Annotated in this window: 19 protein-coding genes; all 19 read right to left on the bottom strand. The window is 53.9% G+C overall.

Annotated elements, in window-relative coordinates; all coding sequences use genetic code 11:
- Nucleotides 1–87 precede the first annotated feature (87 nt).
- The 19 genes from J2Z70_RS07070 to J2Z70_RS06980 all read right to left on the bottom strand — a co-directional run bounded on the left by J2Z70_RS07070 (nt 88) and on the right by J2Z70_RS06980 (nt 24970).
- On the bottom strand, nt 88–1530 hold the full coding sequence (locus J2Z70_RS07070) for an N-acetylmuramoyl-L-alanine amidase (RefSeq protein WP_209870905.1): 1443 nt from the start codon (nt 1528–1530) through the stop codon (nt 88–90).
- A gap of 283 nt (nt 1531–1813) precedes the next feature.
- Nucleotides 1814–2803, bottom strand: a complete 990-nt coding sequence (locus J2Z70_RS07065; protein WP_036726920.1) for an alpha/beta fold hydrolase — start codon at nt 2801–2803, stop codon at nt 1814–1816.
- 136 nt (nt 2804–2939) lie between these two features.
- Nucleotides 2940–4547 carry a bifunctional metallophosphatase/5'-nucleotidase gene (locus tag J2Z70_RS07060; RefSeq protein WP_209870903.1) on the bottom strand — a complete coding sequence of 536 codons (1608 nt, stop codon included), beginning with the start codon at nt 4545–4547 and terminating at the stop codon, nt 2940–2942.
- A gap of 23 nt (nt 4548–4570) precedes the next feature.
- Nucleotides 4571–5398, bottom strand: a complete 828-nt coding sequence (locus J2Z70_RS07055) for a carbohydrate ABC transporter permease (RefSeq protein WP_036726921.1) — start codon at nt 5396–5398, stop codon at nt 4571–4573.
- A 12-nt stretch (nt 5399–5410) separates the two neighbouring features.
- Nucleotides 5411–6295, bottom strand: coding sequence for a carbohydrate ABC transporter permease (locus J2Z70_RS07050; protein ID WP_209870900.1), 885 nt, complete (start codon nt 6293–6295; stop codon nt 5411–5413).
- Between the two features lie 85 nt (nt 6296–6380).
- Entirely contained in the window at nt 6381–7676 is a 1296-nt protein-coding gene (locus tag J2Z70_RS07045) for an ABC transporter substrate-binding protein (RefSeq protein WP_209870897.1), read from the bottom strand.
- A 255-nt stretch (nt 7677–7931) separates the two neighbouring features.
- Nucleotides 7932–8777, bottom strand: coding sequence for a response regulator transcription factor (locus tag J2Z70_RS07040; RefSeq protein ID WP_209870893.1), 846 nt, complete (start codon nt 8775–8777; stop codon nt 7932–7934).
- The gene (locus tag J2Z70_RS07035) at nt 8774–10573 is read right to left on the bottom strand and encodes a cache domain-containing sensor histidine kinase (RefSeq protein WP_209870890.1); all 1800 of its coding nucleotides are present in this window, start codon (nt 10571–10573) and stop codon (nt 8774–8776) included. The genes J2Z70_RS07040 and J2Z70_RS07035 overlap by 4 nt, the downstream gene beginning before the upstream one ends.
- Before the next feature lie 165 nt (nt 10574–10738).
- Nucleotides 10739–11704, bottom strand: a complete 966-nt coding sequence (locus tag J2Z70_RS07030; RefSeq protein ID WP_209870886.1) for an acyltransferase domain-containing protein — start codon at nt 11702–11704, stop codon at nt 10739–10741.
- 27 nt (nt 11705–11731) lie between these two features.
- Complete coding sequence (locus tag J2Z70_RS07025) at nt 11732–12409, bottom strand: MBL fold metallo-hydrolase (RefSeq protein WP_036726939.1); 678 nt, start codon at nt 12407–12409, stop codon at nt 11732–11734.
- 160 nt (nt 12410–12569) lie between these two features.
- Nucleotides 12570–13067 carry a DinB family protein gene (locus J2Z70_RS07020; protein WP_209870883.1) on the bottom strand — a complete coding sequence of 166 codons (498 nt, stop codon included), beginning with the start codon at nt 13065–13067 and terminating at the stop codon, nt 12570–12572.
- A 177-nt stretch (nt 13068–13244) separates the two neighbouring features.
- Entirely contained in the window at nt 13245–14777 is a 1533-nt protein-coding gene (locus tag J2Z70_RS07015) for a methyl-accepting chemotaxis protein (protein ID WP_209870880.1), read from the bottom strand.
- A 190-nt stretch (nt 14778–14967) separates the two neighbouring features.
- The gene (locus tag J2Z70_RS07010) at nt 14968–16524 is read right to left on the bottom strand and encodes a stalk domain-containing protein (RefSeq protein ID WP_209870877.1); all 1557 of its coding nucleotides are present in this window, start codon (nt 16522–16524) and stop codon (nt 14968–14970) included.
- Between the two features lie 422 nt (nt 16525–16946).
- The gene (locus J2Z70_RS07005) at nt 16947–18533 is read right to left on the bottom strand and encodes an FAD-dependent oxidoreductase (protein ID WP_209870874.1); all 1587 of its coding nucleotides are present in this window, start codon (nt 18531–18533) and stop codon (nt 16947–16949) included.
- Between the two features lie 27 nt (nt 18534–18560).
- Nucleotides 18561–19478, bottom strand: coding sequence for an ROK family protein (locus tag J2Z70_RS07000; protein ID WP_209870871.1), 918 nt, complete (start codon nt 19476–19478; stop codon nt 18561–18563).
- 598 nt (nt 19479–20076) lie between these two features.
- Nucleotides 20077–20910 (bottom strand): MurR/RpiR family transcriptional regulator, encoded by an 834-nt coding sequence (locus J2Z70_RS06995; RefSeq protein ID WP_209870869.1) that lies wholly within the window; start codon nt 20908–20910, stop codon nt 20077–20079.
- Nucleotides 20897–21604 carry an N-acetylmannosamine-6-phosphate 2-epimerase gene (locus J2Z70_RS06990; protein WP_209871083.1) on the bottom strand — a complete coding sequence of 236 codons (708 nt, stop codon included), beginning with the start codon at nt 21602–21604 and terminating at the stop codon, nt 20897–20899. The genes J2Z70_RS06995 and J2Z70_RS06990 overlap by 14 nt, the downstream gene beginning before the upstream one ends.
- 131 nt (nt 21605–21735) lie before the next feature.
- Complete coding sequence (locus J2Z70_RS06985) at nt 21736–23265, bottom strand: DUF4127 family protein (RefSeq protein ID WP_209870866.1); 1530 nt, start codon at nt 23263–23265, stop codon at nt 21736–21738.
- Nucleotides 23258–24970 (bottom strand): glycoside hydrolase family 84 protein, encoded by a 1713-nt coding sequence (locus tag J2Z70_RS06980; RefSeq protein ID WP_209870863.1) that lies wholly within the window; start codon nt 24968–24970, stop codon nt 23258–23260. Before J2Z70_RS06980 ends, J2Z70_RS06985 begins: the two co-directional genes overlap by 8 nt.
- Nucleotides 24971–24984: the final 14 nt, after the last annotated feature.

Raw genomic sequence — 24984 nt, 5'->3', positions numbered from 1 at the left:
TTCTTAAGGCGGGGTTCTCCTTTCACTCTCTATATTATAAGGAGCGGACCGCGATCTTGAAAGCTATAAATGCAGGAACAGACGGGGTCAAGCGATCCCAAAATATTCCTTCAGCCCCGCTACGATAGCAGCCGCTACCCGGTTCTGGAAATCGTCGGAGAACAGGATGGCTTCCTCGGCGGCATTGGACAAGAAACCAACCTCCAGCAGCGTAGCGGGCATGTTGGAATATTTCAATACGATATATTTGTTGTATTTAACCTTGCGGTCCGGAAAGCCGGTGGTCCCTTGCAGATGCCGATGCATGATATCGGCGAAGGCTTTACTCTCCTGGCTGTAATAATAGGTTTCGGTTCCCCGCACCTTGGGCGACCCTGTGACAGAATTGCCATGGATGGAGACGAAGGCATCGGCCTGCAGCTCATTGGCCATCTCTGCCCGCTGCTTGTTGGGCGGATAGGTATCCTCACGGCGTGTCATCACAACATTGAATGCCGGCTCCTGCAGCAGCAGGCGCTCCACCTTCAAGGCGACGCTAAGGTTGAAATCTTTCTCCAGCTTCTTCGAAATGCCGATCGTTCCCGGGTCCGCACCCCCATGGCCGGCATCAATAACAACGGTCTTCTTCCCGTTGCCCGGCTGGACCGGCTCTGCCGGAGGCAATCCGGCTGTGGCAGAGCTCAGATCGACGACCAGGAGCCGGGAGGCGGCATCCTCCTCGATGTAACTGGTATAATTCGTATCTGCAGAGAGCGCAATCACAACCCGCAAGGTGGCGGCTTCCGGTTCGAATAGCCCGTAATACAGCTTGTTGACATTGGGAACGCCGGTAACGGTCTGCTCGCCGGATTGGGTGCGGCTATCCCACGATACTGTCTGTAAGAAATCTGCGGAAAAGTTCGTTCGGGGCAGCTCCACTACAATCTGCAGCGGTTCGTTTCCGGTATGTACAGACGGCTGGACATCGCCGGTAAAAGCAAGCATCAGGCGGTCATCGCTGAAGCTGAGACTATGGACGGTGGAAGTCGCCGCGGCTGCGGCGGGCAGGGGCACCGGCTGGTCCGGGACTTCAGGGCTTGCCGGAGCAGGAGTGATGGCCGGCTGCTCCAGCGGAAGCGGGGCTGAAGTCAAGCCCACCACCTTGAGACTGTTGTCCCAGCTCACCTGGACACCCATGGCTTCGCTGATGAACCTTAGCGGAACCAGCGTGGTTCCGTTACGGTTCCGGGGAGCGGTGGCCAGCGAATGGGAGGCCCCATCGATCAGGGCTTTCTTTTGGCCGATCGTCAGCACTATACTGCCGGATTCCTTCGGGATGGTTACGGTTCCAACCTGTTGATTCCAGAGAACCCCCATTCCCATATTCTCCGCAATGATCCGCAAGGGAACCATCACACTGCCGTTGATCAATTCGACTTTGTCTTTCTTTTGCATAGGGATTGCTTGCCCGTCCAGTATTATGGTCGGACTTGTCTTCACAGCGGCACTGGCCCGCCCGTTGAGCGGGAAGCATAAGAATAGGACAGCCAACAGGAGGAACCAACTACATTTTTTCATACGTGCATCTCATCCATTTCATCTAATTTGTAGAATTGCTGATTCTTAAATTAGACTCCAATAATTGGAATAGGTTGCGAAATTGAGCATTTATAATTAGTTATATCAAGTGGAAACGGGTTTGCCATCCTTTTAAAGGACGGTACCGTTTCAGCGAGAAATAGAAGGATAATTATAGCGCGAAGCATATAAATTCTTATCTTTCTACGAAAAAACGGCACCCCGAGGGGCGCCGCACTATAGTATTCCATTCTCCCTACTGGGCTTGCTTCAATTGAACGGTCTTCATGTATTCCTTGAATTCCTCGACGATTTCTTTGTACTTCGTATGGTGCAGGTAATGGGAGCCTACCATTGGGATCAATTTACCCTGTGAAGACTGCTTCGCCTGCTCCTCATGCAGCGGAATCCACTGCTTGTTGTTCTCGTTATTGGATTGTGCGAACAGCAAGACCGGCAAATCCTGCGGGTATTTCAGCTTTGAGCCGTTTTTGAAATTGGAACCAAGGTGGCTAAGCTCATTCATCAGTGTGGAGTTATTGCCGTGTACATTGGTGATCAGTTTCATCTGCTCTTTGGTATGCTCATCATAGTCAAGCGATTTAAACGAATCTCCGCTGAGCTTCGTTAGCAGCCGCATCACACCTGAATCCTTGGCAAACTTCATGGCCTTCAGCGGCAATTTCACATCCATGCCTGGCTGATTGGGCACACTACTGTCAATTCCTACGAAGGCTTGAACTTCATCCGGATAAGCATTTACATATGATACAGCATAGAGTCCTGTAATGGAATGTCCCATCAGAATATAACGCTTCAGACCGAGCTGCTCCACAGCCTCATGAATTTCACTGATGATATTCTCCGTCGTTCTTTCTTTATCTGTCCCATCGCTCAGGCCATAGCCGAGAGGCTCGATGGCTACGACTTTGTACGAAGGCGTCAATTGATCTATCAGCGGCTTGAAATCAAGCACAGGCGAAGCGGTTCCTTGCCCCGGCAAGAGAACTATGGTCTGTTCACCGCTGCCTTGAATCAGCACATTCATCTTTTTCCCGTCTACATTGACGTATTGCCCGTACGATTCGATCTTCTTCTTCTCTATCCCGTTACTGATGACATTAACGATAAAGGTGATGCCTATGAACAGCACGAGCACTCCGATAATGCCACCTAATATTTTCAACCATAATCTCCGTTTCTTGCGTCCCTTTTCAGGTTTATTTATTTCAGCGGTTCCTGCCATGTCCATCTTCTCCTGTCCTTCTATCTGTAGATTCGCCTTAGCGGTATAGATAGAGTCTACTTGATTAAGATGTCCTCAACATGACGGCATTATGAACGGAGTATGAACTCGGCTATTTTAATTCAATCATTCGGGATCAATCCATCCCCACAATAGACCAGTTATGATCGACCTCCGGTATGATCGTCTGGCGCTCCCGGATGTAACGGACCAGCAGCTCGCGGACGCTGCAATCCGACTCCCAGTGCTTGACGGCGCTGACCAGTCCAGAGGCTTTCAACAGGCTGCTGTAGCGGTAATTGTTAACGGCAAGCTGTAGCTCGTCCGTATCGGCAAGCGGTCTGCCCCGGTAGGCCAGATGGATGATCCGCCGGCCCACCGGCTGGGAGATATCAATCTGATAATTAATCCCGGCGAACATATCGTAGAGGTAGCTCGGCACCTCGGGATCAGCGGCAATCTCCGTGTCCCCCTGCTGCCACTGCCGGAAATGGGCAGCCGAAGCTTCCATATAAGCCTTCAGCTCCTTGCCGGTGACGGTTACGACATACAGCACATTGTCAAAAGGATAAATGCGGTAGACGTCTGCATACGTCAGCGGTCCCTGCTTCAGATCCGCCTTGTCGTTGAACAGACTTGTAGCGGCAACATCTGCTCCGCTGGCCTCCAGCATGGCACGCTGGATCAAGGTAATGACCGCCGTATCCTGTACTCGTCCCGCCGGCAGGCCGGCAGTCTCTTCAGGCTGGAAATCAGCGGCCGCATAGCCCAAGATGCCGCCCTCCCCCTCTATCGAAGAGCCTCCGCCGCCTCCGGCGATGAACCGGAGGGTCTCTTCATGCGCCTCGGCAACCAGAGTGTGCAATTCCGGGTCCGGCTCCCAGCCGCTCATATCTACCACCGTGACCTCCCGGCTCACAACCTTGGGCTGGCCACTGTCCAGCTCCAGTGTCAGGTCGAAGCGTACAACTTCCCGCCCCCGGTCCCGCGGTCCGCCAATAACGGTATTCCCGATACGCTGGTTCACGGTAATATGCATATGGCCGACCAGCAGCACATCTGCTTCAGGAACTAGCTCCGCAATCCGTCCGGCGGCATCCGAGCCGCTCTCTTCATCGAACTCTGCGACCATGCCCGCATGGGCACTGATCACAATCAGGTCCGCCTTCCCTTCCGCGCGGAGGGAGGCGGCAATTGCCTGCGCGGTCTCGGCCATATGTCCGAACCTTAGGCCCTCCACCTTGCTTCCATCCCAGCGCGGAACGTTGGGGTTCGTCAGTCCAATGACCGCAATCCGGATGCCTTGCTGCTCAAGGATCACATACGGCTCTGCAAACGGTCTGCCTTCTGAATCCCAGACATTCGCCGCGAGCACCGGGAAGCTCAGCTCCTGCTTGATTCGCTCGATCAGGCTAAGGCCGAAGTTAAACTCATGATTGCCCAGGGTCAGCGCGGCATAGCCCATGGCATTAAGTGCCGCCGCAACCGGATGCCTCTCATCCGGCCGCTTATTGTAGACATCGTCAGTCAGCATATTCCCCTGAAAGATGTCACCGTTATCGATCAGCAGAATCTCCGTCCCGCTCTCTCTAAGTTCGCGGACGTAAGCGGCTACTCTGGCGAGCCCGTCATTTACGGTATCGAGTCCGTCTTCATAACGGTAGCCCCACAGATTGCCATGAACATCCGAGGTAGCGATAATCACGATCTTGCGCAGGTTACGGCTTGCTGCCGGTACCATCATCTCTTTTCACCCTTCTCTTTTCTCTATTTCAGAATTGCACCTGCGGTGAAGCTCTTCTCCATCTGATCGCTGAACAGCACATAGGCGAGCAGAATCGGCAGCGTAGAGATCACCATCGCTGCGGCCAGCGGTCCCCAGCTAATACTATACTGGCCGCTGAAGTTCATCAAGCCGAGTGGCAGCGTCCGCAGCGATTCCTTTTGGATGAAGGTTGCCGCCATCAACAGCTCATTCCACACAGCGAGGAACACGAAGATCGCAACCGAGGCCAGCGGCGGCTTCAGCAGCGGCAGCACGACCTTGAAGAAGGACTTCACCACCCCGCAGCCGTCGATGAACGCAGCCTCCTCCAGCTCCTTCGGCATGCTCCGCAGGAACGCCGACAGCATATAGACGCCAATCGGCAGATTCACAGCGATGTACGGCAGGATAATCGACAGCCGTGAGCTGAGAAGGCCGAGATTCTTCAGGATCATGAACAGCGGGATCAGCGTAGCATGAATCGGCACCATGACCCCCATGAGCAGAATGAACAGAATCAATCCGTTATATTTGAATCTCATCCGTGTCAGCGCGTAGGCCATCATCGAAGCGAACAGCAGCACGCACAAGAGGGTAATCAGCGTAACTGACACACTATTGAAAAAGTATTGATTCACCTTGGCGCTTACCCAGGCTTCTGAGAAATTGCTGAACCGCCATTCTGTAGGGAGCGCCCAGACTACTCCACCGATAATCTCCGAATTATCCTTAAATGCACTGACCACAAGCCAGTAGAGCGGGAACAACTGGAGGACGGCAATGAGGCCCATCAGTAGATAGAGGCCTGTGTTTTTAGTACTCTTTAGCATGTCCGGTCCTCCTTAATATTCAATTTTTTCACGGGTAAGCACTTTATTGAGCACCCAGGCGATGATCAGACACTCCAGCACCATGAACACAGCAAGTGCGCTGCCGTAACCGAAGTTCTGCTTCAGGAACGCTTCCTGGAACATTTTCAGGGCAATCATGGTCGTAGAATGCAGCGGTCCGCCGTTGGTCATAACATACACACTTTCAAAAGTCTTGAGCGCATAAATCACGTTCAGCACGACACAGATCCGCAGCACATCAGACAATAACGGAAGCGTGATATAACGGACGGCCTTCCAGCCGACGGCTCCGTCCAGCTTCGCAGCCTCATAGTACTGCTCCGAGATGCCCTGGATACCGGCGAACAGGATCAGCATGTTATAGCCTACATAATGCCAGGTCGTTACGATCAGGACAGACAAGAGTGCCGTCTTGGTATCTCCAAGCCAGGCCTGGGCCCAGCTGCCCAGGTGAGCAGCCTCCAGCAGCGTGTTGAGCATCCCGATGTTCGGATCGTAGATTTTGACCCACAGCAGACTGACCATCGTCGTTGACATGACCACCGGGAAAAAGTAAATATTGCGGAACCATTTGCGTCCCTTCATCTTTCGGGAGACCAGCAGCGCCAGGCCGAACGAGAGCGGAAGCTGAACGAACACGCCTGTCAGCAGGAAGGCCACACTGTTCCATACCGCCTTCCAGAAGCTTTTATCTGCGGTGAACATCTTGGTGTAATTGTCCAGGCCCACGAAGGCCATAGGGTTAATCCCGTCCCACTCCTGGAAGCTGTAGTACGCCGTCATGAGGATCGGCACGAAATAGAAGATCAGAAATATAGTTAAGCCGGGCACTAGAAACAAAGCGATTAATTTCTTATCCGAGAGCGCTCTTTCCATCACTATCCACCTATCAGAGTGCAGAAAAGCGATGCGGTCCAAGAGACTGCATCGCCTTTCCCCTATTATATTTGTAAAACCTGTCTTACTCTGCCGAACGGAGCAAGGTTTCCAGCTGTGCTGTGTATTCCTCAGGCGTCAGATTGCCGCCATAGAGCTGCTGCGTCATATCGCGGTATTCCTGACCAGTATCTGCCGACAGCAGGCCGAACCACATCGCCTGGGTTTTGGCTGTTTTGCTGATATCCGTAGCATAAGCGGAGAGCTGCTCATTCTGCGACTCCGACTTCACTTCGCTGGCGGCATAGCCCGGCAGGCCTTTGCGTACGAACTCATCATTGAGCTTGAGGGACAGCTTAATAGCGAATTCCTTGGCTTTGCCCACGTGCTTAGAGCTGTTGTTCACGAACAAGGAGTAAGGTGCCGCCGAGTTCTGGAAGCCGATCGTCGCACTGTAGACATCCTCTACACCAGTCTTAGGGAATGCGATATATCCGAGATTATCGCCCATGGCCTTCGACAGCGCGCCGAAGTTGAAGCTGCCGTCAATCCAGATCAGCGCCTTATCGTTCTTGAACAGCTCCTGGGCATCCAGGTAAGCCGAGCCGAGGAAGCCCTTCTGGAAGGCATTGCTGCTTACCAGGGTGGCTACCTGCTTCGCTGCATCTACAAATGGAGCATCTGTAAACTTCGCATCGCCCTTAATCGCATTGTCGAAGGCGTTAACGTCCTGACGCGCTACGAGCATGTTGTACAGCAGATCGCCCTGCCATCTTTCCTTGCCGCCGAGGGCGATAGGGATGATCCCTTTAGCTTCGGCCTTGGTTACAAGTGCCTGAAGATCGTCCCAGGTTGCCGGAGGCGTAGCGCCCAGATCGCTCATCAGCTTTTTGTTATAGTAGAAGACCAGGGTTGTACTGATGTTGGAAGGAACGGAATAGATATTGCCGTCTTCCTCCTTCACCAGCTGGTTGTCCAGAAATTTCGCCCCAAGTCCCGTGGAATCCAGGGTATCGTTCAGCGGGGCTACCGTTTTTGATTGCAGTACAGGGGTCCGGTAGGACTTCCCGGCATGCTGCTGGAAGACATCCGGCAGCTCATTGGCAGCCAGTGCAACACTGATTTTGGTCTTGTAGGTCTCGTCTTGTATGTACTCATAGTTCAAATCCACGCCGACTTCCGCTGCGGTAGCCTCGGCAGCAGCCTGATACATCGGATCTGCATCGAACATCCATAAGGAGACAGATTCCTTGCCTTCCGCCGGTTTCGCATCCTGATTCTGAGTTGCCCCTTCGTTACCATTGGCTCCTCCGCAAGCACTAAGCACTACACTGCTGAGCGCGATGGATGCTGCAACTACCCCAAGCTTTTTTCCGAACATTTGTGTTGGACCACCTTTCAATATTTCGGGATTTGACTTACAGGTATCATCTTAACAAGTGAACCGCCGTGCACGAATGGAGATATATTGGTTCTAACAGTAAAATTTTTAGGTATGTCAGCTTACTTTACACTTAATTTACGGGGCGTTCCCATCTTAACGGCAGCTTTACACAGGGTTAACTTTAATCAGCGAAAATGTAATCAAATGAAAAAGCCCGGCTGCAAAACACCGGACTCTGAGTATAGCTGCTCTTTATGTATCCGAATAGGAACCGCTGTATACGGTATTCGGGGTCATTCCGTAACGTTTCTTGAAGCATTTGCTGAAATAGAACGGGTCTTTATAGCCCACCTGCCGGGCAATCGTCGCAATCTTGGGTGCCGGGGCTTCCTCCCCGGTGGCCCCCTGGCTGAGCAGTTTCATAGCCTCCCCAAGACGGACGTTCGTTACATATTCCACAAAAGACTCGCCGGTCTCCTTCTTGAACGCATGGCTTAAATAGCTCGGGTTCACAAACAGGGCGCTGGCCGTACTCTGGAGTGACAATGTATCCTCAGCGTAATGTGCCGTCACATAGGCGATGGTCTTGCTGATTAAGGCCGTGCCGCTGCTCTGACGCTTCTGCGCACGGGCATCGCCTGCCTGCGGCTCCTGCACATCCCCGGCTTTGATTCTGAGCCGGTTGATGTAGCGCTCTGCCTCCCACTTCTCCGTCAGCTGCGTCCGGATCGTGCGGAGGGCCTGTTCGACAGCATCCTCATCGACGGGCTTCAGCAGATAATGGTCCGCTCCAAGCGAAATGGCCTGCTGGGCATAAGAGAAATTATCGTAGCTGGTGATAAAAATCAGTTTGGCCGCCGAATTCAGCTTACGGACTTCTCCAATGAATTCAAGCCCGTTCATATTCGGCATCTCAATATCCGTAATGATGAGATCGATTGGCTGCTCCCCGATGATCTGCAATGCGGTCGTGCCGTCATCCGCTTCTGCGGCGACCTCGAACCCGGCGGCCTCCCAGTCCACCAGACGGATCAGGAGTTGCCTGAAATAATATTCGTCATCCACAATCAGGACGCGGGCTACCGGTGCTGTACTCATAGTCTGACTGTCCCCTCTTCCTGTTCGTTCGTCTGCAGAAGCAGCGGCAAGCGCAGCTTCACTTCTACGCCTTGGCCTGGCTCAGAGGTCAGAGAGATTCCATAGGCCCCGCCGAACCGCAGGCGGATGCGGTCCTGAATGTTTCGGAGTCCGAAGCTGTACCTCTCCGCACTGTCATGCCCCGACCAGATCATCTGCTGCTGCTCTTCGCTCATGCCTTTGCCGTTGTCGCAGACAGTGAAGCAGAGCCGCCTCTGTCCATTCGTGGTCTCCGCTTCGCAGGTAATTTCACACCAGCCTCCGTCCGCCATCCCTCTAATGCCATGGTGGATCGCATTCTCGACCAGCGGCTGAAGCAGCATGGTCGGCACCAGGCAGGACTCCAGCCCCGGCTCGATCCATATCCGGTAGTTCAGCTTAGGGAAACGGATCTGCTGAATATACAGGTAGCTCTCCAGATGCTTCTGCTCCTGGGCCACCGTAATCAGCTCCTGTCCGTTGCTAAGCGAGATCCGGTAGAACTCACCCAGTGCCTTCAGCATCTTGCTAATGTCCTTCGCCCCGGACATCACAGCCATCGCACGAATGGTATCCAGTGTATTGTACAGGAAATGCGGCTTGATCTGCGAATAGAGCAACCGCAGCTCCAGCATCCGTTTGGTCCTCTCTTCCGTCTCCACCTGGACCATCAAGCCCTGGATGCGCTCCACCATTTCATTGAAGGTAGCTCCGAGCCGCCCGACCTCGTCCTCAGAATCGGCGGCGGCGCGCCGTTCCAGATTCCCGCTGCCCACTTCGACAATCACCTCACTAAGCTGGCTGAGCGGCCGGGTCAGCCGGCGGGCGAACAGAATAGACAGAAGCACGGCCGACAGGATGCTGATCAGGCCAAACCCGGCCAGCAGCAGAGCGATTTTCCAGTACCCGTAGGTTAGCTCTGATATCGTCACCAGCTGGACTACCTTCCAGTCATAGGGAGCAAGACTCTGCATGGATACTAAATAACGGTCTCCGTCGACCTCCTGGGTCCGGGTCCCTTGAGAGACTGACTTGACCCAATTCGTGAGGGATTCCTCCGGAACCGGCTGGTTCACCCTTGTGGCTTCATTCGCAGAGACGATTCTTCCATACCGGTTAATGACCAGCGTAGCGCTCTCCGGGTTCTGTTCATTATGATAGAGGCGGGCAAGCGTCCGCTCGTCAATGTTGACATAGATATAGCCAAGCGGGGTCCCCTTCTCCATGCTCTTAATGACCCTGCCCACACTGATCATATTCTTATGCTTCATCCCGGACAGAAAAGCAGGCGTAAGCGAATCCGCCCAGACCGCCCCGCCTCTGGCTGCATCAATCTCCGCTTTGGGATAGATTCCCAGACTCTCCCGGGTCACGCCGGTCAGATTGGAGGTGTAATAGAGATTGCCGCTCAAGGATTCTATAATTACGGAATCGATATTCGGCTCGGTTACTAGCATCGCTGCAAGTGTATTGTAGATCGACTTCAGTGCAGCAACATCATTGCCGGTACCGGTATCGCTGCTGAGCAGCTTCTGGGTGTCCTGATTGATCAGCACGAACTTGGTGAAATTCTGGACCGACTGGAACACCGTCTCCATCGACTGCTTGACCAGCTTCACTTCCTGCTGTGAGCTTGCCGTGGTTCTCTCCAGGGTCTGATTGAAGACAATCCGCTGAATGCTGACCATGAAAATCACCAGTGCCAGCAGGACAATCAGGAGGTTGCTTAGCAGAATCTTCCGCCGCAGCGGCATACTTCCGCTGAATAGAAAGGGCATATACGCCCTTAACCTCTTCGAGAGGGATGGATATGGCATGAACCGCTTCATCGTTCCCTCCGTTACATGTATGGTTGTACATGTATTATACACAAATTACAACAACAGAAAAGCAGCGGCTCTCCATAACTTAGAGAAAACGCTGCTTGTAGGGATTGGGCTTAATCAGACTTCTAAGGTATCATTCACAATCTCATTCAGCTTCTTCAGCTCGCTGGCCATCGGTGTAATCACTGACCGGACCTTATGGGCCAGCGGCTTGCCGAGAATATACTTGCTGAAGTTCTCCAGTGTACCCGACGGGCTCAGATCGAGCAGCAGCCGCGGCCCGCCGGCAGTCAGACCCTCCAGGGCTGTGCGGAAATTCATCGGCTTCCTCACCACATCCCACAGGAAGGATTCATCCACCGTCTGCACCTTCCCCCCGGTCATGGCCGATACCAGTGTCACTCCCGGAGCAGGCGTCTTGTAATCGATCTTTTGCATATATGTACGATAAGGCTTCTCCAGTTCATCGATGCACGAGGAATGGAAGGCGTAGTTCACAGGCAGCCTCAGACTGGCCACACCCTGTGCTCTGAGGAACTGCTGGATTTCGCCGGTATGCCCGCTTCTGCAAGCGATGGTGAAGTGCTTGTCGAAATTCACAGCGATCAGCTCGGAGCGGGTGTTCAGCTCGGCGTTCCGGTGATAGAGCTGCACATGATCCAGAACAGCAATCATCGCGCCGTTGTCGCAGGTATACTCTAGCAGCCGTACTTGCGTCACAATCAGCTCCAGCACCTGTTCAGGCGTCAGTACTTTAGCCACCGCCAGCGCCACATACTCCCCGAGACTGACTCCCAGCGTGTAGCGTGGGGTGATTCCCTCAGCTTCCAGAGTCTCCGCCAGCGCGTATTGCACCATGAAGATTGCAGGATGGGAAAAGATAATATTTTCGAAGCTGGCACCCTTACCTCGTGAGTTCTGATACAGCTCTTCAATCACGCTCTTGCCGGTCAGCTGATGAACAATCCGGTCCAGGCGTTCCATCGATTGCCGGAATACCGGCTGCTTCCCGAACAATTCAAGCCCCATTTTATTATATTGCGAGCCTTGCCCGGAGAACATAAATACGATTTCGCTGTGCATTTCCGTCCCCCCTGATTGTAGAGCGGCTTATTTGAAATCAAGCAGTCTGGCATTATTCTTACGGTTCCTGAATTTCACAAAATGATTGATATCATCAATCTGGAAATACAGATTATTTTTGTAGAGATAGCTCATCTCTTTGCCTGGCGGATCGCCGAAGGAATGTCCCGGGTATACCCGGGTGCTGGGAGGAATCAGCCGGATGAGCCGGTGGATGCTGTTGAACATATCCTCAGCCGAGCCTCCGCTACTGTCGCATAAGCCGCAGCCTTCAATAAATACCGTATCCCCGGAGAACAGATGGTCCTGCCCCCAATAACAGACACTTCCCTGCGTATGGCCGGGCGTCACAAGACAGGTAATCCGTGAATCACCGATACGAATGAGGTCCATGTCCTCGACGGTTCGGAGCCGGTTGCAGCGGTATTTATAGTAATCTGCCTCGGTTTTGGAGATGTAGACAGTAGGACGGTAGAGCAGCTCAAGCTTCTTCACCATATTGGTATGATCAAAATGAGAGTGGGTCAGCAGAACAGCCGTGACTGTGGCCTCATGCGAATCCAGAATACGGATCATCTGCGATACATCCCAGGATGGATCAACTACAAAAGCTTTGCGGGAAGTCTTGTCAATACCGAGATAAGCGTAGTTCAGGAAATTCATGCAATGCGTTTTAATCGTAAACAGATCATAGGTTGCTTCCATGCCCGCCTCCTTGAAGATTTGATAGATCTAATTTCCATTATTTATAGGATGAATCTACTAAATTATCATCTACTTTTTCACGAACTGTCAATGAATGTTATTGCTTCCATAGCAAAAAGCCTGCAACCTAGCATTGCAGACTTTTCCAGGATTATTCTCTTTAAGCAGGATACCCGCCCCCTGGCGGTGGCCACGCACCCTGCAGACGGCGGAGCAGAACAATCTCTCCCAGATGGTAGGAGTTATGGGAGGCGATATTGCGCAGCAGCCCGCCCTTGGCCTCCCCGGGAAAATGGGCTAATGGCTCGTCAAGCTTGGCGCTCTGAGCGATAGCAACCGCCTTATCGACACCTTGCAGCAGATGCGCGATGGCCTCTTGAAGCTGGGACTCCTCTGCCGGGGCCTTCTCCGCAGGCCAGCTCTCCTGTACGCTTGTAGGCCGCTGAGGCTGGCCGCCCTCCAGGTGGGTCAGCATGAAATCCTGCCAGAAGCCCATATGCTTCACCAGCTGATAGATGGAGTAAGGAATTCCTTCTATTGTATAACCTGCAAGCTCCAGTGTCAGATCCGGCAAGGCCCGGGCGATCGCAATATGTCCGCGCTCCCCTACCAAAGATTTCACCAGCGCTTGACCAAAAGCATGATTGGATTCGGACATCAGTATGCTCCTCCTATTAATTGCGCGAAATATAATTTACCGAAATTCAATATAGCTGGATTCTGATGATTTGTCAATTCTGATATCGAATCTAATTTGCAACATCAAAAAGCGAAACGCTTGAAGCTCCGTTCCGCTTTTTGATCTCAGGCTATGGTGTTCCATTCCAGTTAACGCTTATAAAGTACGCAGAATACCTAAAAGCTCCTCCGACATCCTGCTTACTTCCTCGACAGAAGCATTAACCTCTTGCGTCAGTGCAGCCTGGGCCTCGGTCAAGCTGGACATGCCGTTAATGGTGCTGATAATATGATCGATCCGGTCATTCATCTCCTGCGTAGTTTTCTCAATATTGTTCGAAGCCATCTTGCTGTGGTCTGCGAGCTTGCGCACCTCACTTGCCACAATAGAGAAGCCCCGGCCATACTCCCCCGCATGAGCAGCTTCAATGGAAGCATTCAGCCCGAGCAGACTGGTCTGATTCGAGACCTCACTGATGAATTTGGTGATTTCTTTGGTTTCATTCGTTTTTTCTTTCACATCAACTGCAGCCTTGTAGGATTGCTCCTGGACTTCGGCGATATCCTGAGCTTGCTCTGTTACCGATACAATCCCGTGAACAATCTCGTTAATCGCAGTCAGCAAGCCTTCCATCTGCAGGTTTACCCGTCTGATTGTATCCTCTTTATTGATTTCCTGCGTAATATCACGAATCGTTCCTGCTACCCGCAGAGGGATACCCTGCTCGTCCCGGATCGTTTCACCGCCTGCGTGATACCAGCGATACTCGCCATTTTTGGAGCGCAATCTGTAGTTCACTGTATAGTCCGTCTGCCCGGTGTAGTCATTAAGATGATTGGCGAAGGCATCCAGCGTGGGCTGAAGATCCTCGGGGTGTAGCTGGTTGCTCCAGCTGCTTAACAGGTTCGGAAAATCATGCTCGCCTTCAAAACCAATCGTTCGGCGGAATTGCTCCGACCACCAGAACTCATTATCCGGGTTGACCGGATCGCCTGCGATAACCACCATATCCCAAGGTGCTTCCACCAGGGCGCGGTTCACCAGATCATAGCGGACCACCAGTGCGCCCAGCTCGTCCTGCTTGATTTTTTTATCATGAATATCCAGCAAAGCTCCGGCTACCATAATAGGTGATCCGTCAGCGGAACGTACGGTTGTGCCCGTCGCCTGGAACCATTTGTACTCGCCTGCTTTCGTCTTGAGCCGGTATTCAATGTCGTATTTGATCGTGCCCGTCCGGTCCAGCATATGATCTGCGAACAGCTGCAGTACCCCCTCTTTATCCTCGGGATGAAGGCAATTGGACCAGCTCTCCAGCACATTGGGAAAATCATGCTCATCCGTATAGCCGATCATCCGGCGCAGCTCATCCGTCCACCTGAACTCATTATTCGGATTCACCGGATCACCCTCATATACATCCATCTCCCACAGGGAGATCTCAATCGCTTCAGTGATCATCTCCAACCGAACCTTGTAATAGTCCTCACGCTTATGTATCACGGACGTTAGTCGCGTTAACAATGCTTGCAGTTCATCAGGAACTGCGGCAGAATATGTATCGGCTTGCTCTTCTTCCTTGCGCTCAGCCCGCTCCACATAGTTTCGTAATAGGTCGATCAGCTGACGGTCTGTTTGGGGCGGCGCATCTGCCTGTGTGTTTCCTTTGAATCTGTTCAGAATTGGCATGTTCTCTCAGTTCTCCTCATCTCATGGTGTACGCTGCTTGGGAAAGCTAGATTGAGTATATAACAGGCCTGAACTTTTATATATAAATTTATATTTAAAATTTAATATAAAACAACGGCAGAATAAGACTTGACAAAAGTCTCAGACTGCCGCTGTTATTTGACTACCGTTTAGTGGTTTACCCGTTAAGTTAGTTCACTTGTATGCTTTTCAATATTTCATTGAATTCCGACTTGGCTTGTCTGCTGATTTTCGCTGGGAAAGTTGACAACAAGGTGTAGATTTCATTATTCTGCTCAAACAGAATCATTTGAAAATCGAGCTTTCCATCTGCATCTCCCACACTATAGATCAACTGCTTTGCAGCGATTTTACCTATCTTTACAGATTGCTGAGTGATTTTCGACGCACCCTTCTTCGCTATATCTTTTTTGAGATAGCTGACAAATTGTTCGAAATTCATATCCAGATAATCCTTATTATAATGACGAATGGTAAGCGTGTTATTCTCGGGCGAGACCATAATAAGCTGGAGATCTTCAGCAATCTCCATAGAAATCGGTAATTCTTGCCAATCCCCGTAGGCGGTAATTTGGATTTTTTTATCTTTGGTTGCAAATGGCTGCTTAGTATAAATGAAGGCGGTTTGAAGCTCAGCGAGCCAACTCACCTTCGCATCCACAGCTTCGCCGATGAAACGCAATGGAGCGTAGGTGGTGCCCTTAATGTTAGCAGGAGCGACGGTCAGTTTTTTCTGATTGCCATTAATCTCAGCAGTAGTTGAACCCAGCTTAAGCTTGATCAGCGTACCCGGTTTGCTTCCTTTAATCGTTTGGGTTTTGGGGTCCCATTCCACCTTTAATCCCAATGCTTCAAAAATAGTGCGGAACGGAACCATGACCGATCCATTTTGCCGGATGGGTGGAGCTTGGAATGTAATACGCTCGCCATTCAAATGCACCATGATTTCGTCAGGATTTGAAGGTGTGGCCGCTTCTTTGGTCTCTTCATCAAGCACTTCGACGCCTTTGGCAGCGAGCTCGGTTAGAATTTTCTGTGCACCTGCATTCAGAGGATTATTGCCGATGGAAACCTCCTTAAGCTTCGGAAGAGTGGTTAAGACACTAATATCCTCGACCAGATTATTCTCAAAGTAGACATGCTCCAGCTCCGGGTGATTTCTTAGCGGTTCAAGAGACTGGATTTGGTTATCGTTTATGATTAACCAGTTCAGCTTAACCAATGATTGGATGGGAGTTAGATCCTTAACCTGATTATTGCCGATTAACAGATCGGTTAGATGGATTAATCCTGCCAGTGCATCAAGCTTCTCTATGTTGTTTCCATCGAGATTAAGCTGCTTCAGTTGGGATAGTGCTTGCAGCGGTTCAAGCCCAGTGATCTGATTGTCGTTCAGAGCCAAGAAGGTGACTTTATGTAGATTTTGAAGGGGCTCAATATTGGTAATGCCCAGCCCTGGGAGCATTAAGCTTTTCATATTAACAGCGTGCTCTAGTCCGCTTAGACTGTTAATTTTCTGCTCAGGATCATTAGGATAGAGGGATGTTAGGGTCAGCAGATCTTCCTTGGTAAGGGGACCGCCCGGCTTCTTCAGCTCGGCACGAATCGCCTGTTCCAGATTCTTGTCTGTGATGAGAGCGGCTTCTGCAAAAACGGATGAAATAGATACGAAGCATAGCAGGAAAGCAAGTACAGTGGTGGATACAAGTTTGATCGTCTTACACAAAATAAATTCACTCCTTGAAATGTCATAATGACTAGATTCGACATTTCTCTACTATTACCTTTAAAGAAGCTTACGGGTTTACTCTACAAAGTATTCTTTGCAAGAGGAAACAGTTGGATTTTCTACACTTGCTGATGGACGATTAGGCCCTAGTACGATAGGAGTTGGAGAAAGGGCACTTAATTTTTCATGTTTTCTACTGAGGAGCGAGACTGAAGCAATTTAGTTGTACAATTTCCACTTGCTTCCTCCGTTTCTGCTAAAACCAATAAAACAAGATACGTTTATCCACCTACTTGATTCCAGGTAACATCGACAACTAGGTAGCCCATACCAAAAAGGCACCCCGCTGACGAGGCACCTTACCTTGGATATATAATTATAGACGTTTGAGCTATACTGGATGGCCGGAGAAGGTGTGCTTAAGCCTCCAGCTCCTCCGGGGTCCAGTGCAGCTGAACACCGAGCGCAATCAATTGCTGCTGATAGGCCCTTAGATGTTCCGCTGATTCCCTGACTGCCGATGGTTCGACCTGTTGCCTGATGGCATAGGCCGCGAGGGTGCCCGCCGCTTCGCCGATATTCCATTCTGTGGGATGCAGGCGGTAGCAGCCGTTCGCAATCTGGGTCATGGATATGTTCTTGCAAGCTGGGAGCAGGTTCTTGACCCGCACCGGGATCAATGATCCGAGAGGAATCTCATAAGGATGATTCGGGATATAAAAGGTACGCTGGCTCACCGTCGTGGGATGAAGATCCAGATGATAGCTGCCTACCCCTACGCTGTCCTCATAGCGCTTAGGCCCGGCCGGCCCGCGCAGCTCCTTGCTCACATCCTGCTCTGCTACCGTGTACAATCCGCGGATGCGCCGGGATTCCCGGATATAAGGGGCCTTGGCCAGCCCGTCTTCTGTGCCGAGCACATCTCCGCGCAGGCGCACGCCCGGGTAGCCCTGCCCGCCGTCCAGGCGGGGCGCTTCGGTCTGGAGCCAATACACGAGTGAGAGGGTAAGCTGTCTCGCCCCCTCCAGGTGCCGCTCCCGTTCCTCCGGCGATACGCCGATAATTGACCCCGCATAGTAATCGTTCAGTGCCCAGTTCAGCAGAGTGACTTCGCCGTCATTCAGCGGCTCCGTCCAGATGGCCGGGTCTACGATCCGCCGGTAATCCCACAGGGAGACAATCCCTTGCTCATTCGGGAACATCGTGAACTGCTTCAGCTTGCTAGTATCGTCAGCATCTGAAGCGAACCAGCTTAAGATCGGATACTGCGAGAACGATGGGACATATTCGCGCCAGTAATCATAATCTCTTGGACGCGGAATCGTATAGTCTCCACCCGGCACATAGTCCACCGCCGCCACGTGGGTAATCGACTGCATGTCGAGCGGGTCCTGTGCCTCCAGAGCGTGCGGCTCCCCTGTCTCGCTGCGGGCTTCAGCGCCGCTGACATGCTCCACTCCGGCCAGCGGAAGCAGATCGCCGCACTCTGTGGCATCCAGATAGTAGGCTCCCCGCAGCCTGATCAGGTCACCACCCGTTCCCTGCCGGACAGTTACTCCAGTAACGTAATCCCCTTCTGTATCAGCAGCGACCGGCACCGTATGATAGAGCACTTCGATTCGCCCGGTGTTCACATACGGGGCCAGCATCTCCTGCAGAACAGCCAGTGCCACCTTCGGCTCATGTGCCAGCCGGCTGACCCAACCGTTACCGGGATTCAGTATAGGGTTACTCCTGGCAGCTTCCGTAAGCGGATAATTCCGCCTGTAATACTCCCTGACTCTGCTGCGGAACTCCCGGTAAGATGCGGTACTGCCCGATTCCTCAATCCAGCGGTGCTCATCCGGCGGCACGGCCTGGGAGGTCAATTGCCCGCCCAGCCAGTCCGTCTCCTCTGTCACAAGCACACGCAGTCCTGCCTTGGCTGCGGCCAGCGCCGCCGCCGTTCCTCCAAGTCCGCCGCCGATAATTACTACATCCGAACGCTTCTCCTGTTCGCCAGCCATCTCTCTGTCTCCTCCCTGCCGCAGCAATTAGATCTGTCTTTCGCCTTCGTCCCGGCGCAGCCGTTCCAGAGCCAGCCGGGCTGCGCCGAAGCAGCCTGCCCTGTTGCCCAGCTCCGCCGGCATGATTCGGGCGGCCAAACTACCGCCCGCTTGCCCGGCCAGCAGCGGCCACCAGACCGCGCGGCTCTGAATGACCCCGCCGCCGATAATAATCAGCTCGGGGTCTACCGCCGCCCCGATGTTAGCTGTCACCAGCGCAAGATCCGCTGTGAAGCGCTCCAGCACCGCCAGTGCTGACGCGTCGCCCCGCTCCGCCGCCGCCATAATCTCCCGCCCGTGCGCATACGCCCGGCCGGTCTCCTCCAGTGCCAGCCGCAGCAGCGCCTGGCCGGACACATATTGCTCCGCGCAGCCGCGCTTGCCGCAATTACAGGGGCGACCTCCCGGCACCAGCACGCTGTGCCCCCAGTCGCCACCGCTCCAGGCGGCTCCGCGCAGCAGCCGGTCTTCCGCCAGATTAGCCCCGCCGACCCCGGTGCCTAGGGTCAGCATGACCAGGCTCGCCCTGCCGCGTCCCGCGCCTAGCCAGGCCTCGCCCAGCAGCGCCGCGTTGGCATCATTATCGGCCGCCGCAGGCCGCCCGAACGCAGCCGTTGCCCACTGCGTAAGCTGCATCCCCTGCCAGCCGGGCAGATTATCGGTGGCGTAGACCACCTCGCCTGAATCCGCATTTACCTTGCCCGCCGAGCCGATCCCCAGCGCTTCCACCGCGGGATGGCCAGCCAGCAGTTCCTCCACCAGGCTGTGGAGCTGGCCGAGAATAACCTCCCGGCCCAGCCGGGCCTCCGTGTCGCGTCCGGCTTCCGCGAGAATCGTCCCCGCTTCATCGGTTACAAGCCCTTTGATGCCTGTCCCTCCGATATCCACACCTATGACTTGCCGCATTCGCATCACCTCCACTACTTCGTCTGTACCACACGGAAACGGCGCTGCCATCCTTGTAGGATAGGTACCGTTTTAGGGCTTAAGTTTCAGCTCATAAGTGACACCTCATATATCTCCATTCGCCTGCTATCTGACGGCATAGAGCATAATCCCTGAGTAACAATACACTTATAATCGGTTTTCAGATTACATCTGACCGTCCGCCCTCTCACGAGTGCATTGTAATCGGTTTTCCGATTACATCTGGCCGTCCGCCCTCTCGCGAGCGCATTGTAATCGGTTTTTCGATTACATTCCGCCGTCTGCCCTCTCGCGAGCGCATTGTAATCGGTTTTTCGATTACATTCCGCCGTCTGCCCTCTCACGAGTGCATTGTAATCGGTTTTTCGATTACATTCGACCAACACGCCGCCCCAGGCTCCAATGTGTTCGGTTTTCCGCCTGCACGCCTCTTTCTCATACCCCTACCTCGACAGACGAACTCAACGCCTCCTATATCACCCACGCTGTTCCCTTAACCGGAATGTAATGCATAATTCACTATCCCTTCATTTCTCCCAGTCGTTTCATTTCTCCCTACCGCTTCATTCCCCGAATCCTAATAAATCCGGTCAATGACCGCCCGGGCGGTGAGCTCCTTCATCCGCTTGGTCTCTTCGGCATGGAGCTGCTCCAGCCCCTGGCAGAGCAGGTCGATAATGAACAGCTGGGAGACCTTAGCCCCTACAGAGCCGCCTTCCAGCGGGGATTCCTTCCCGGCTGTCAGCAGCACAATGTCGGCAATGGAAGCAATCGGGGACTTGGCATAGTTAGTCATGGCAATGACTTTGGCCCCGTTCTGCTTGGCCTTCATCAGCATGTCATTCGTATCCAGTGTGCTGCCTGATACACTGATGCCAAATGCCACATCGCCCGCCCCCATCGTCACTGCCATCATCGACTGAATATGGCTGTCGGAATTGGCTTCGACACGCCGCCCGATCCGCAGGAAGCGGTTCTTGGCGTCCAGTGCTGTGATGCCGGATGAGCCTACGCCGAAGAACTGGACATACCGGGCCTGATCCAGAGCGTCTACCGCCTGCTGCAGCTGCTCCCGGTCCAGCATGCCCAGGCTGGATTGCAATACACCAACCATTAAGGCATACAGGTGGTCGGCGTAATCCCCTCCGCCTGCCCCCTGCTCGCCGTCCGCCAGAGTCTGCCGCTTCGGCAGGCCCTGGGCCAGCATCAGCTTGAAATCCTGATAGCCCTTGAAGCCGATTTTGCGGCAGAAGCGCATCACCGTGGTCTCGCCCGTTCCGGCGAAATCCGCCAGCTCAGTCACAGACAGATAGATCAGATTATCCGGATGCTCAAGCACACACCGGGCTACCTTTTGCTCCGACTTAGTCATGGACGGGTAATACGTGTTGATCCGGTCATTCATTTCCATTACGGTTCATCCTCACTTTTCTCGCCGCTGCTGCGAACGGCCGGGTGATCAGCTGCGGCCGGGTAATTGCGGAGCCTACCACCACCGCATAGGCCCCCAGGTCCAGCGCTGCCTCTACTTCGGCGGGCTGGCTGATCCGGCCTTCGGCAATGACCGGAATCTTCAGCCGCTGTGCAGCCTGCTCCAGCAACTCCAGATTCGGCCCTTCCTGCTGGCGGGAATACGGTGTATATCCCGACAAGGTGGTCGAGACGCAGCTGACTCCCAGCGACTCAGCGTATAGCGCTTCCTCCAGAGTGGAGATATCGGCCATGGAAGCCGCCGGGCTTGCCGTGAGCAGGTCTATGATCTGCTCCAGCGTACAATTCCCCGGCCGGGTCTGCCGGGTCCCGTCAAAAGCTATAATATCCGCCCCCGCTTCCAGCAGCTCCTCAGTCTCTCTAAGCGTAGGGGTAATATAGACGTCCGAATCCGGGTAATTGCGCTTCACGATACCGATCACCGGCAGCGCAACTGCCTGCTTGATCGCCCGCACATCTGCCGCCCCGTTCGCCCGGATGGCGATGGCCCCGCCTTCCGCTGCCGCCACCGCCATCCGGGCCATAATCTCCGGCCCGTGCAGCGGCTCGTCAGGCAGCGCCTGGCAGGATACAATCAGCCCCAGATGCAGGCTTTCCAGTATATTTTTGCTCAGGGTCCCCACCCTCTCTCCTTATATTATATATAAATTGAACTTGCTACCGCTCCTACAGCTCCCAAATTCCCCTCCGTCACTCTTCCCTGTCTGTATTGTTTCAAATCAAATTTATATTATCAGCCCTGCCCTCACGATGGCTCATATTGCACAGTTAAGCCCACCTCGAACATCCGGTTCCATGGCATATAACAATCGGTAATCTTAACCCTTCCCGCTGGACTGTCGATCCGTACAGCCAGCTCCTCACTCAGCCGTTCCTGTACACGGGCAGCTACGCGGCCGCGCGGTCCGTCCAGTTCGTATTTGCCATAGCCCATCTCCTGCACCGGGCCCTCACTAAGCTCTCCGCGCACTACTGAACAATAGCATACATCCTCGGCATAGCGGAGCGCCAGGAAATCCAGATGCCCTTGTGTACGTCCGTAGATCAGATAGATCATCGCCTGCGAGATTACCGTTCCAAGCGAATTGGAGCTGGTATTCCAGGCGGCATATCCGGCCACATCGAAAAGGAGGTTATTCTGCCGCAGCATCTTAACCAGCTTCTGGTCTCCACCATTGGCATAGCCTACGTCCGCAACAGCCACCGGCATCTCCTTGCTCTGCAGAAGGTAGTCCCCGTACTCTACAAGTTCCATCAGGTTCCGGTATACGTCATAGCTGTGAAAAGCATGCTTCTGCGACACCGCCTCCTCCATCGTCTCACCCGGCGTGCTGACCAGCAGAACCAGGTCTGCCTCGGCAGCACTGGATGCGATCAGCCCCCCGGCGGCCAGGATCTGATACTTCAGCGTCTCATAGAAAAAGCGGTCCTCGAACAGCGGCGTCACGAATGCCCCCTGCACAGCGGACAAACGCGGGTAGATCATCGGCCTCCGTCCTTCGGCCTTGTTCAGCATCCGGGCGAGCAGCGTGCAGCCTACCTCATCTGCTCCCGGATACATATAGACCTTAAGCTCCAGATCAAGCGCCGTGATCCGTGCCCGCACCTTCTCCTGGTCCTTGGCGGTATGCCCATATGGCGCCGAATCATCCTGCGGAACAATCATGAAGTCGATCACCCCCTCCCGGACCAGCTCCAGCGCCTGCTTGTTCGCTTCAATATTAATCGCCCGGCGGCCGAGATAATCCTGCAGCACCTCGGCTGGAAGCCGGTGATCAATATCCGCCAGCTCACGAATCTCCTCATCGGTGGCGATTCCCAGCTCCAGCCGGTGGCCTATGAAGCCCTTGCGGAAAATCTCCCGGCCCCAGTCGGCATAATAATCCGGTTCCTCGTCTGATAGAGAATACTGCGGACAGCGCATAATCAGCTGGAACGCATACAGCTTAAGCTGCGGATAACGCCGCCGGATCTCCCGCAGCCGCTCCAGGCGCGCAGCCAGCACTTCAAGCTCCAGCTGGTGCAGCCGCGAGGGAATAATGCCGCCGTAGAGCAGCGTATCCAGCGCGACCACCGCCCCATCTGCCCCTTCGCAGGCAGCCTCGAACCAGGACCATAGCTGTTCAACATCTCCAGGGCGTTTCTTCAGCCCCATAATCCCGGCGGGCGGACGCTCTACCCTATAATCTGTTCCATGTGCCAGCAGATAAGGGAATTCATAATTGCAGGGCCGCTCATCGAGCGGAACCAGAATCAGCTTATGGTGCTTAGACATGCTGGTCCTCCTCCTTTGTCGCCTTCTCCATCACCGGCAGCTCGATCCCCAGCGCCTCAGCCGCACGCACCGCCGGATCACTGCCGAGCCGCACCCCGTAGCTGCGGCAGGTCTCGAGCCGCTGGAGCACCTCCGCCTGTGCCTGCGGATTCAGCGGGTCCTCCAGTTGTCTGCGCACAGCCCGCCACAGTACAGCATCCCCGATGGCCCGGCGCAGCCATGGCCCAGCCTCTTCGATGAATTTAGCATTCTCTAAGCCGCCAAGCCGCACGGCCGTCTGCTCCAGCCGGCTGAAATAAGCGTCCAGCCGCTCCAGATCGCGCTCTGCCAGCGCATCGTCCAGCTCCGGGTAGCCGCCGGAATACAGGCGGCTGTTCAGATTCTGGCGGCAGAAGAACATCATGTCCTCCGCCAGCTCCCCGGCGAATTCACGCACAGACAGCTCCCAGGACAGCTCCGGCATGTAGCGCTCGCTGTTCCACATATAATGGGCCATCGTGTTAAGCGTGATCTTGGAGCATTCCCACTGATTCATCGGATTGGCAACGACCGCTGTATGCCCGTAATTGCCGAGCCGCGAGCTGCGCCCGCGCACCGGATCGAGGAACAGCCGGTCCTTATCGCAGTCATTCACCGGAATATTGTCCCACAGCCACAGTTCATGCCCGTAAAAACTGTAATTATCTTCCGCATGCCCCCGGCCAATCTCCGGAGCGAAGACGAAATAGCCGGTCCAGAACACTTTGACAGCGGGATGAAGCTGCTCCCGGATATCCTTTTTGTACTCCGTATTCCAATACGACCAGTATTCTGAAGGACACATAGCCAGGGTGAAGTGCGGCAGACATCCGGCTAAGTAATCATAGACCCGGTTTGTCACATAGGCATGGGCGGTCCCGGAGCGCTCCAGGAACTGCTTGTTGTCGCCTTGGAGCACATAATCGATGTCATCCATCAGCAGTGCGAAATGCCGCACTCCAATCGCGATCATGGCCGCAAGCTTCTCCTCCAGCTTCGCGAAGTCGCCTTGGCTGCGGAATTCCAGATCATTGCCCGGGCTAATACAATAGTAGAAATCCACCAGATGCTTGTCGCATTCCTGCTTAAGGTCATGAATTCTGGTGAACACATCGTCCGGGTACGGCTCACGCCATAGCTTCCGGTGATAGAGATCATCCTTCGGCGCGTACATGAAGGCGTTCATCCGGTGCCCGCTCATATAACTGACCGAATCCATCCGGTCCGCGAAGCTCCATGGCACGCCATAGAAGCCTTCAATAATGCCCCGCACCGGAAAAGAAGGCTCATCCTCCACCGTAACCACCGGCAGGCGGCAGCAATCCTCCTCCACGGTCAGGAGCATTTTCAGCGCATCCAGCCCGTACTTCAGCCCCCGACGGTTAGACGCAGCGACAACAAGCTTCGCATCCTCTCCAATCACCAGCCGGTATCCATCCGCAGCAAGCCCGCCGTCATACTCCAGCATCAGCTGCGCATTGCCTTTATCAGCGGTGGCTACGCCCGGTCCGGCCGGTTCCAGAATTACGATGTCTCCGCCTTCAGCAAGTAGCCCGTTTACATCCTGATTCATCGCATACCGCGAGGCCAGCTCACAGCGCAGCTGCGGGCCCTCTACCACCAGCTCTTTCCCTTGCGTATAATAGTCGCGGAACAGATATTGGCAGTCCCGTAACGAAATTCCCATTGAGTTATGCCTCC

The organism is Paenibacillus silagei (assembly GCF_017874735.1).
GTDB lineage: Bacteria > Bacillota > Bacilli > Paenibacillales > Paenibacillaceae > Paenibacillus_AQ > Paenibacillus_AQ silagei.
Note: the sequence above shows the minus strand (reverse complement) of the source record. Positions and strands in the feature narration are given on the sequence as shown.

Bases quoted from the DNA above. Each gene is read 5' to 3' on its own strand.
- J2Z70_RS07065 (WP_036726920.1), bottom strand. From the start codon at position 2,803: ATGGCAGGAACCGCTGAAATAAATAAACCTGAAAAGGGACGCAAGAAA.
- J2Z70_RS07060 (WP_209870903.1), bottom strand. From the start codon at position 4,547: ATGATGGTACCGGCAGCAAGCCGTAACCTGCGCAAGATCGTGATTATC.
- J2Z70_RS07055 (WP_036726921.1), bottom strand. From the start codon at position 5,398: ATGCTAAAGAGTACTAAAAACACAGGCCTCTATCTACTGATGGGCCTC.
- J2Z70_RS07050 (WP_209870900.1), bottom strand. From the start codon at position 6,295: ATGGAAAGAGCGCTCTCGGATAAGAAATTAATCGCTTTGTTTCTAGTG.
- J2Z70_RS07045 (WP_209870897.1), bottom strand. From the start codon at position 7,676: ATGTTCGGAAAAAAGCTTGGGGTAGTTGCAGCATCCATCGCGCTCAGC.
- J2Z70_RS07040 (WP_209870893.1), bottom strand. From the start codon at position 8,777: ATGAGTACAGCACCGGTAGCCCGCGTCCTGATTGTGGATGACGAATAT.
- J2Z70_RS07035 (WP_209870890.1), bottom strand. From the start codon at position 10,573: ATGCCCTTTCTATTCAGCGGAAGTATGCCGCTGCGGCGGAAGATTCTG.
- J2Z70_RS07030 (WP_209870886.1), bottom strand. From the start codon at position 11,704: ATGCACAGCGAAATCGTATTTATGTTCTCCGGGCAAGGCTCGCAATAT.
- J2Z70_RS07025 (WP_036726939.1), bottom strand. From the start codon at position 12,409: ATGGAAGCAACCTATGATCTGTTTACGATTAAAACGCATTGCATGAAT.
- J2Z70_RS07020 (WP_209870883.1), bottom strand. From the start codon at position 13,067: ATGTCCGAATCCAATCATGCTTTTGGTCAAGCGCTGGTGAAATCTTTG.
- J2Z70_RS07015 (WP_209870880.1), bottom strand. From the start codon at position 14,777: ATGCCAATTCTGAACAGATTCAAAGGAAACACACAGGCAGATGCGCCG.
- J2Z70_RS07005 (WP_209870874.1), bottom strand. From the start codon at position 18,533: ATGGCTGGCGAACAGGAGAAGCGTTCGGATGTAGTAATTATCGGCGGC.
- J2Z70_RS07000 (WP_209870871.1), bottom strand. From the start codon at position 19,478: ATGCGGCAAGTCATAGGTGTGGATATCGGAGGGACAGGCATCAAAGGG.
- J2Z70_RS06995 (WP_209870869.1), bottom strand. From the start codon at position 20,910: ATGGAAATGAATGACCGGATCAACACGTATTACCCGTCCATGACTAAG.
- J2Z70_RS06985 (WP_209870866.1), bottom strand. From the start codon at position 23,265: ATGTCTAAGCACCATAAGCTGATTCTGGTTCCGCTCGATGAGCGGCCC.
- J2Z70_RS06980 (WP_209870863.1), bottom strand. From the start codon at position 24,970: ATGGGAATTTCGTTACGGGACTGCCAATATCTGTTCCGCGACTATTAT.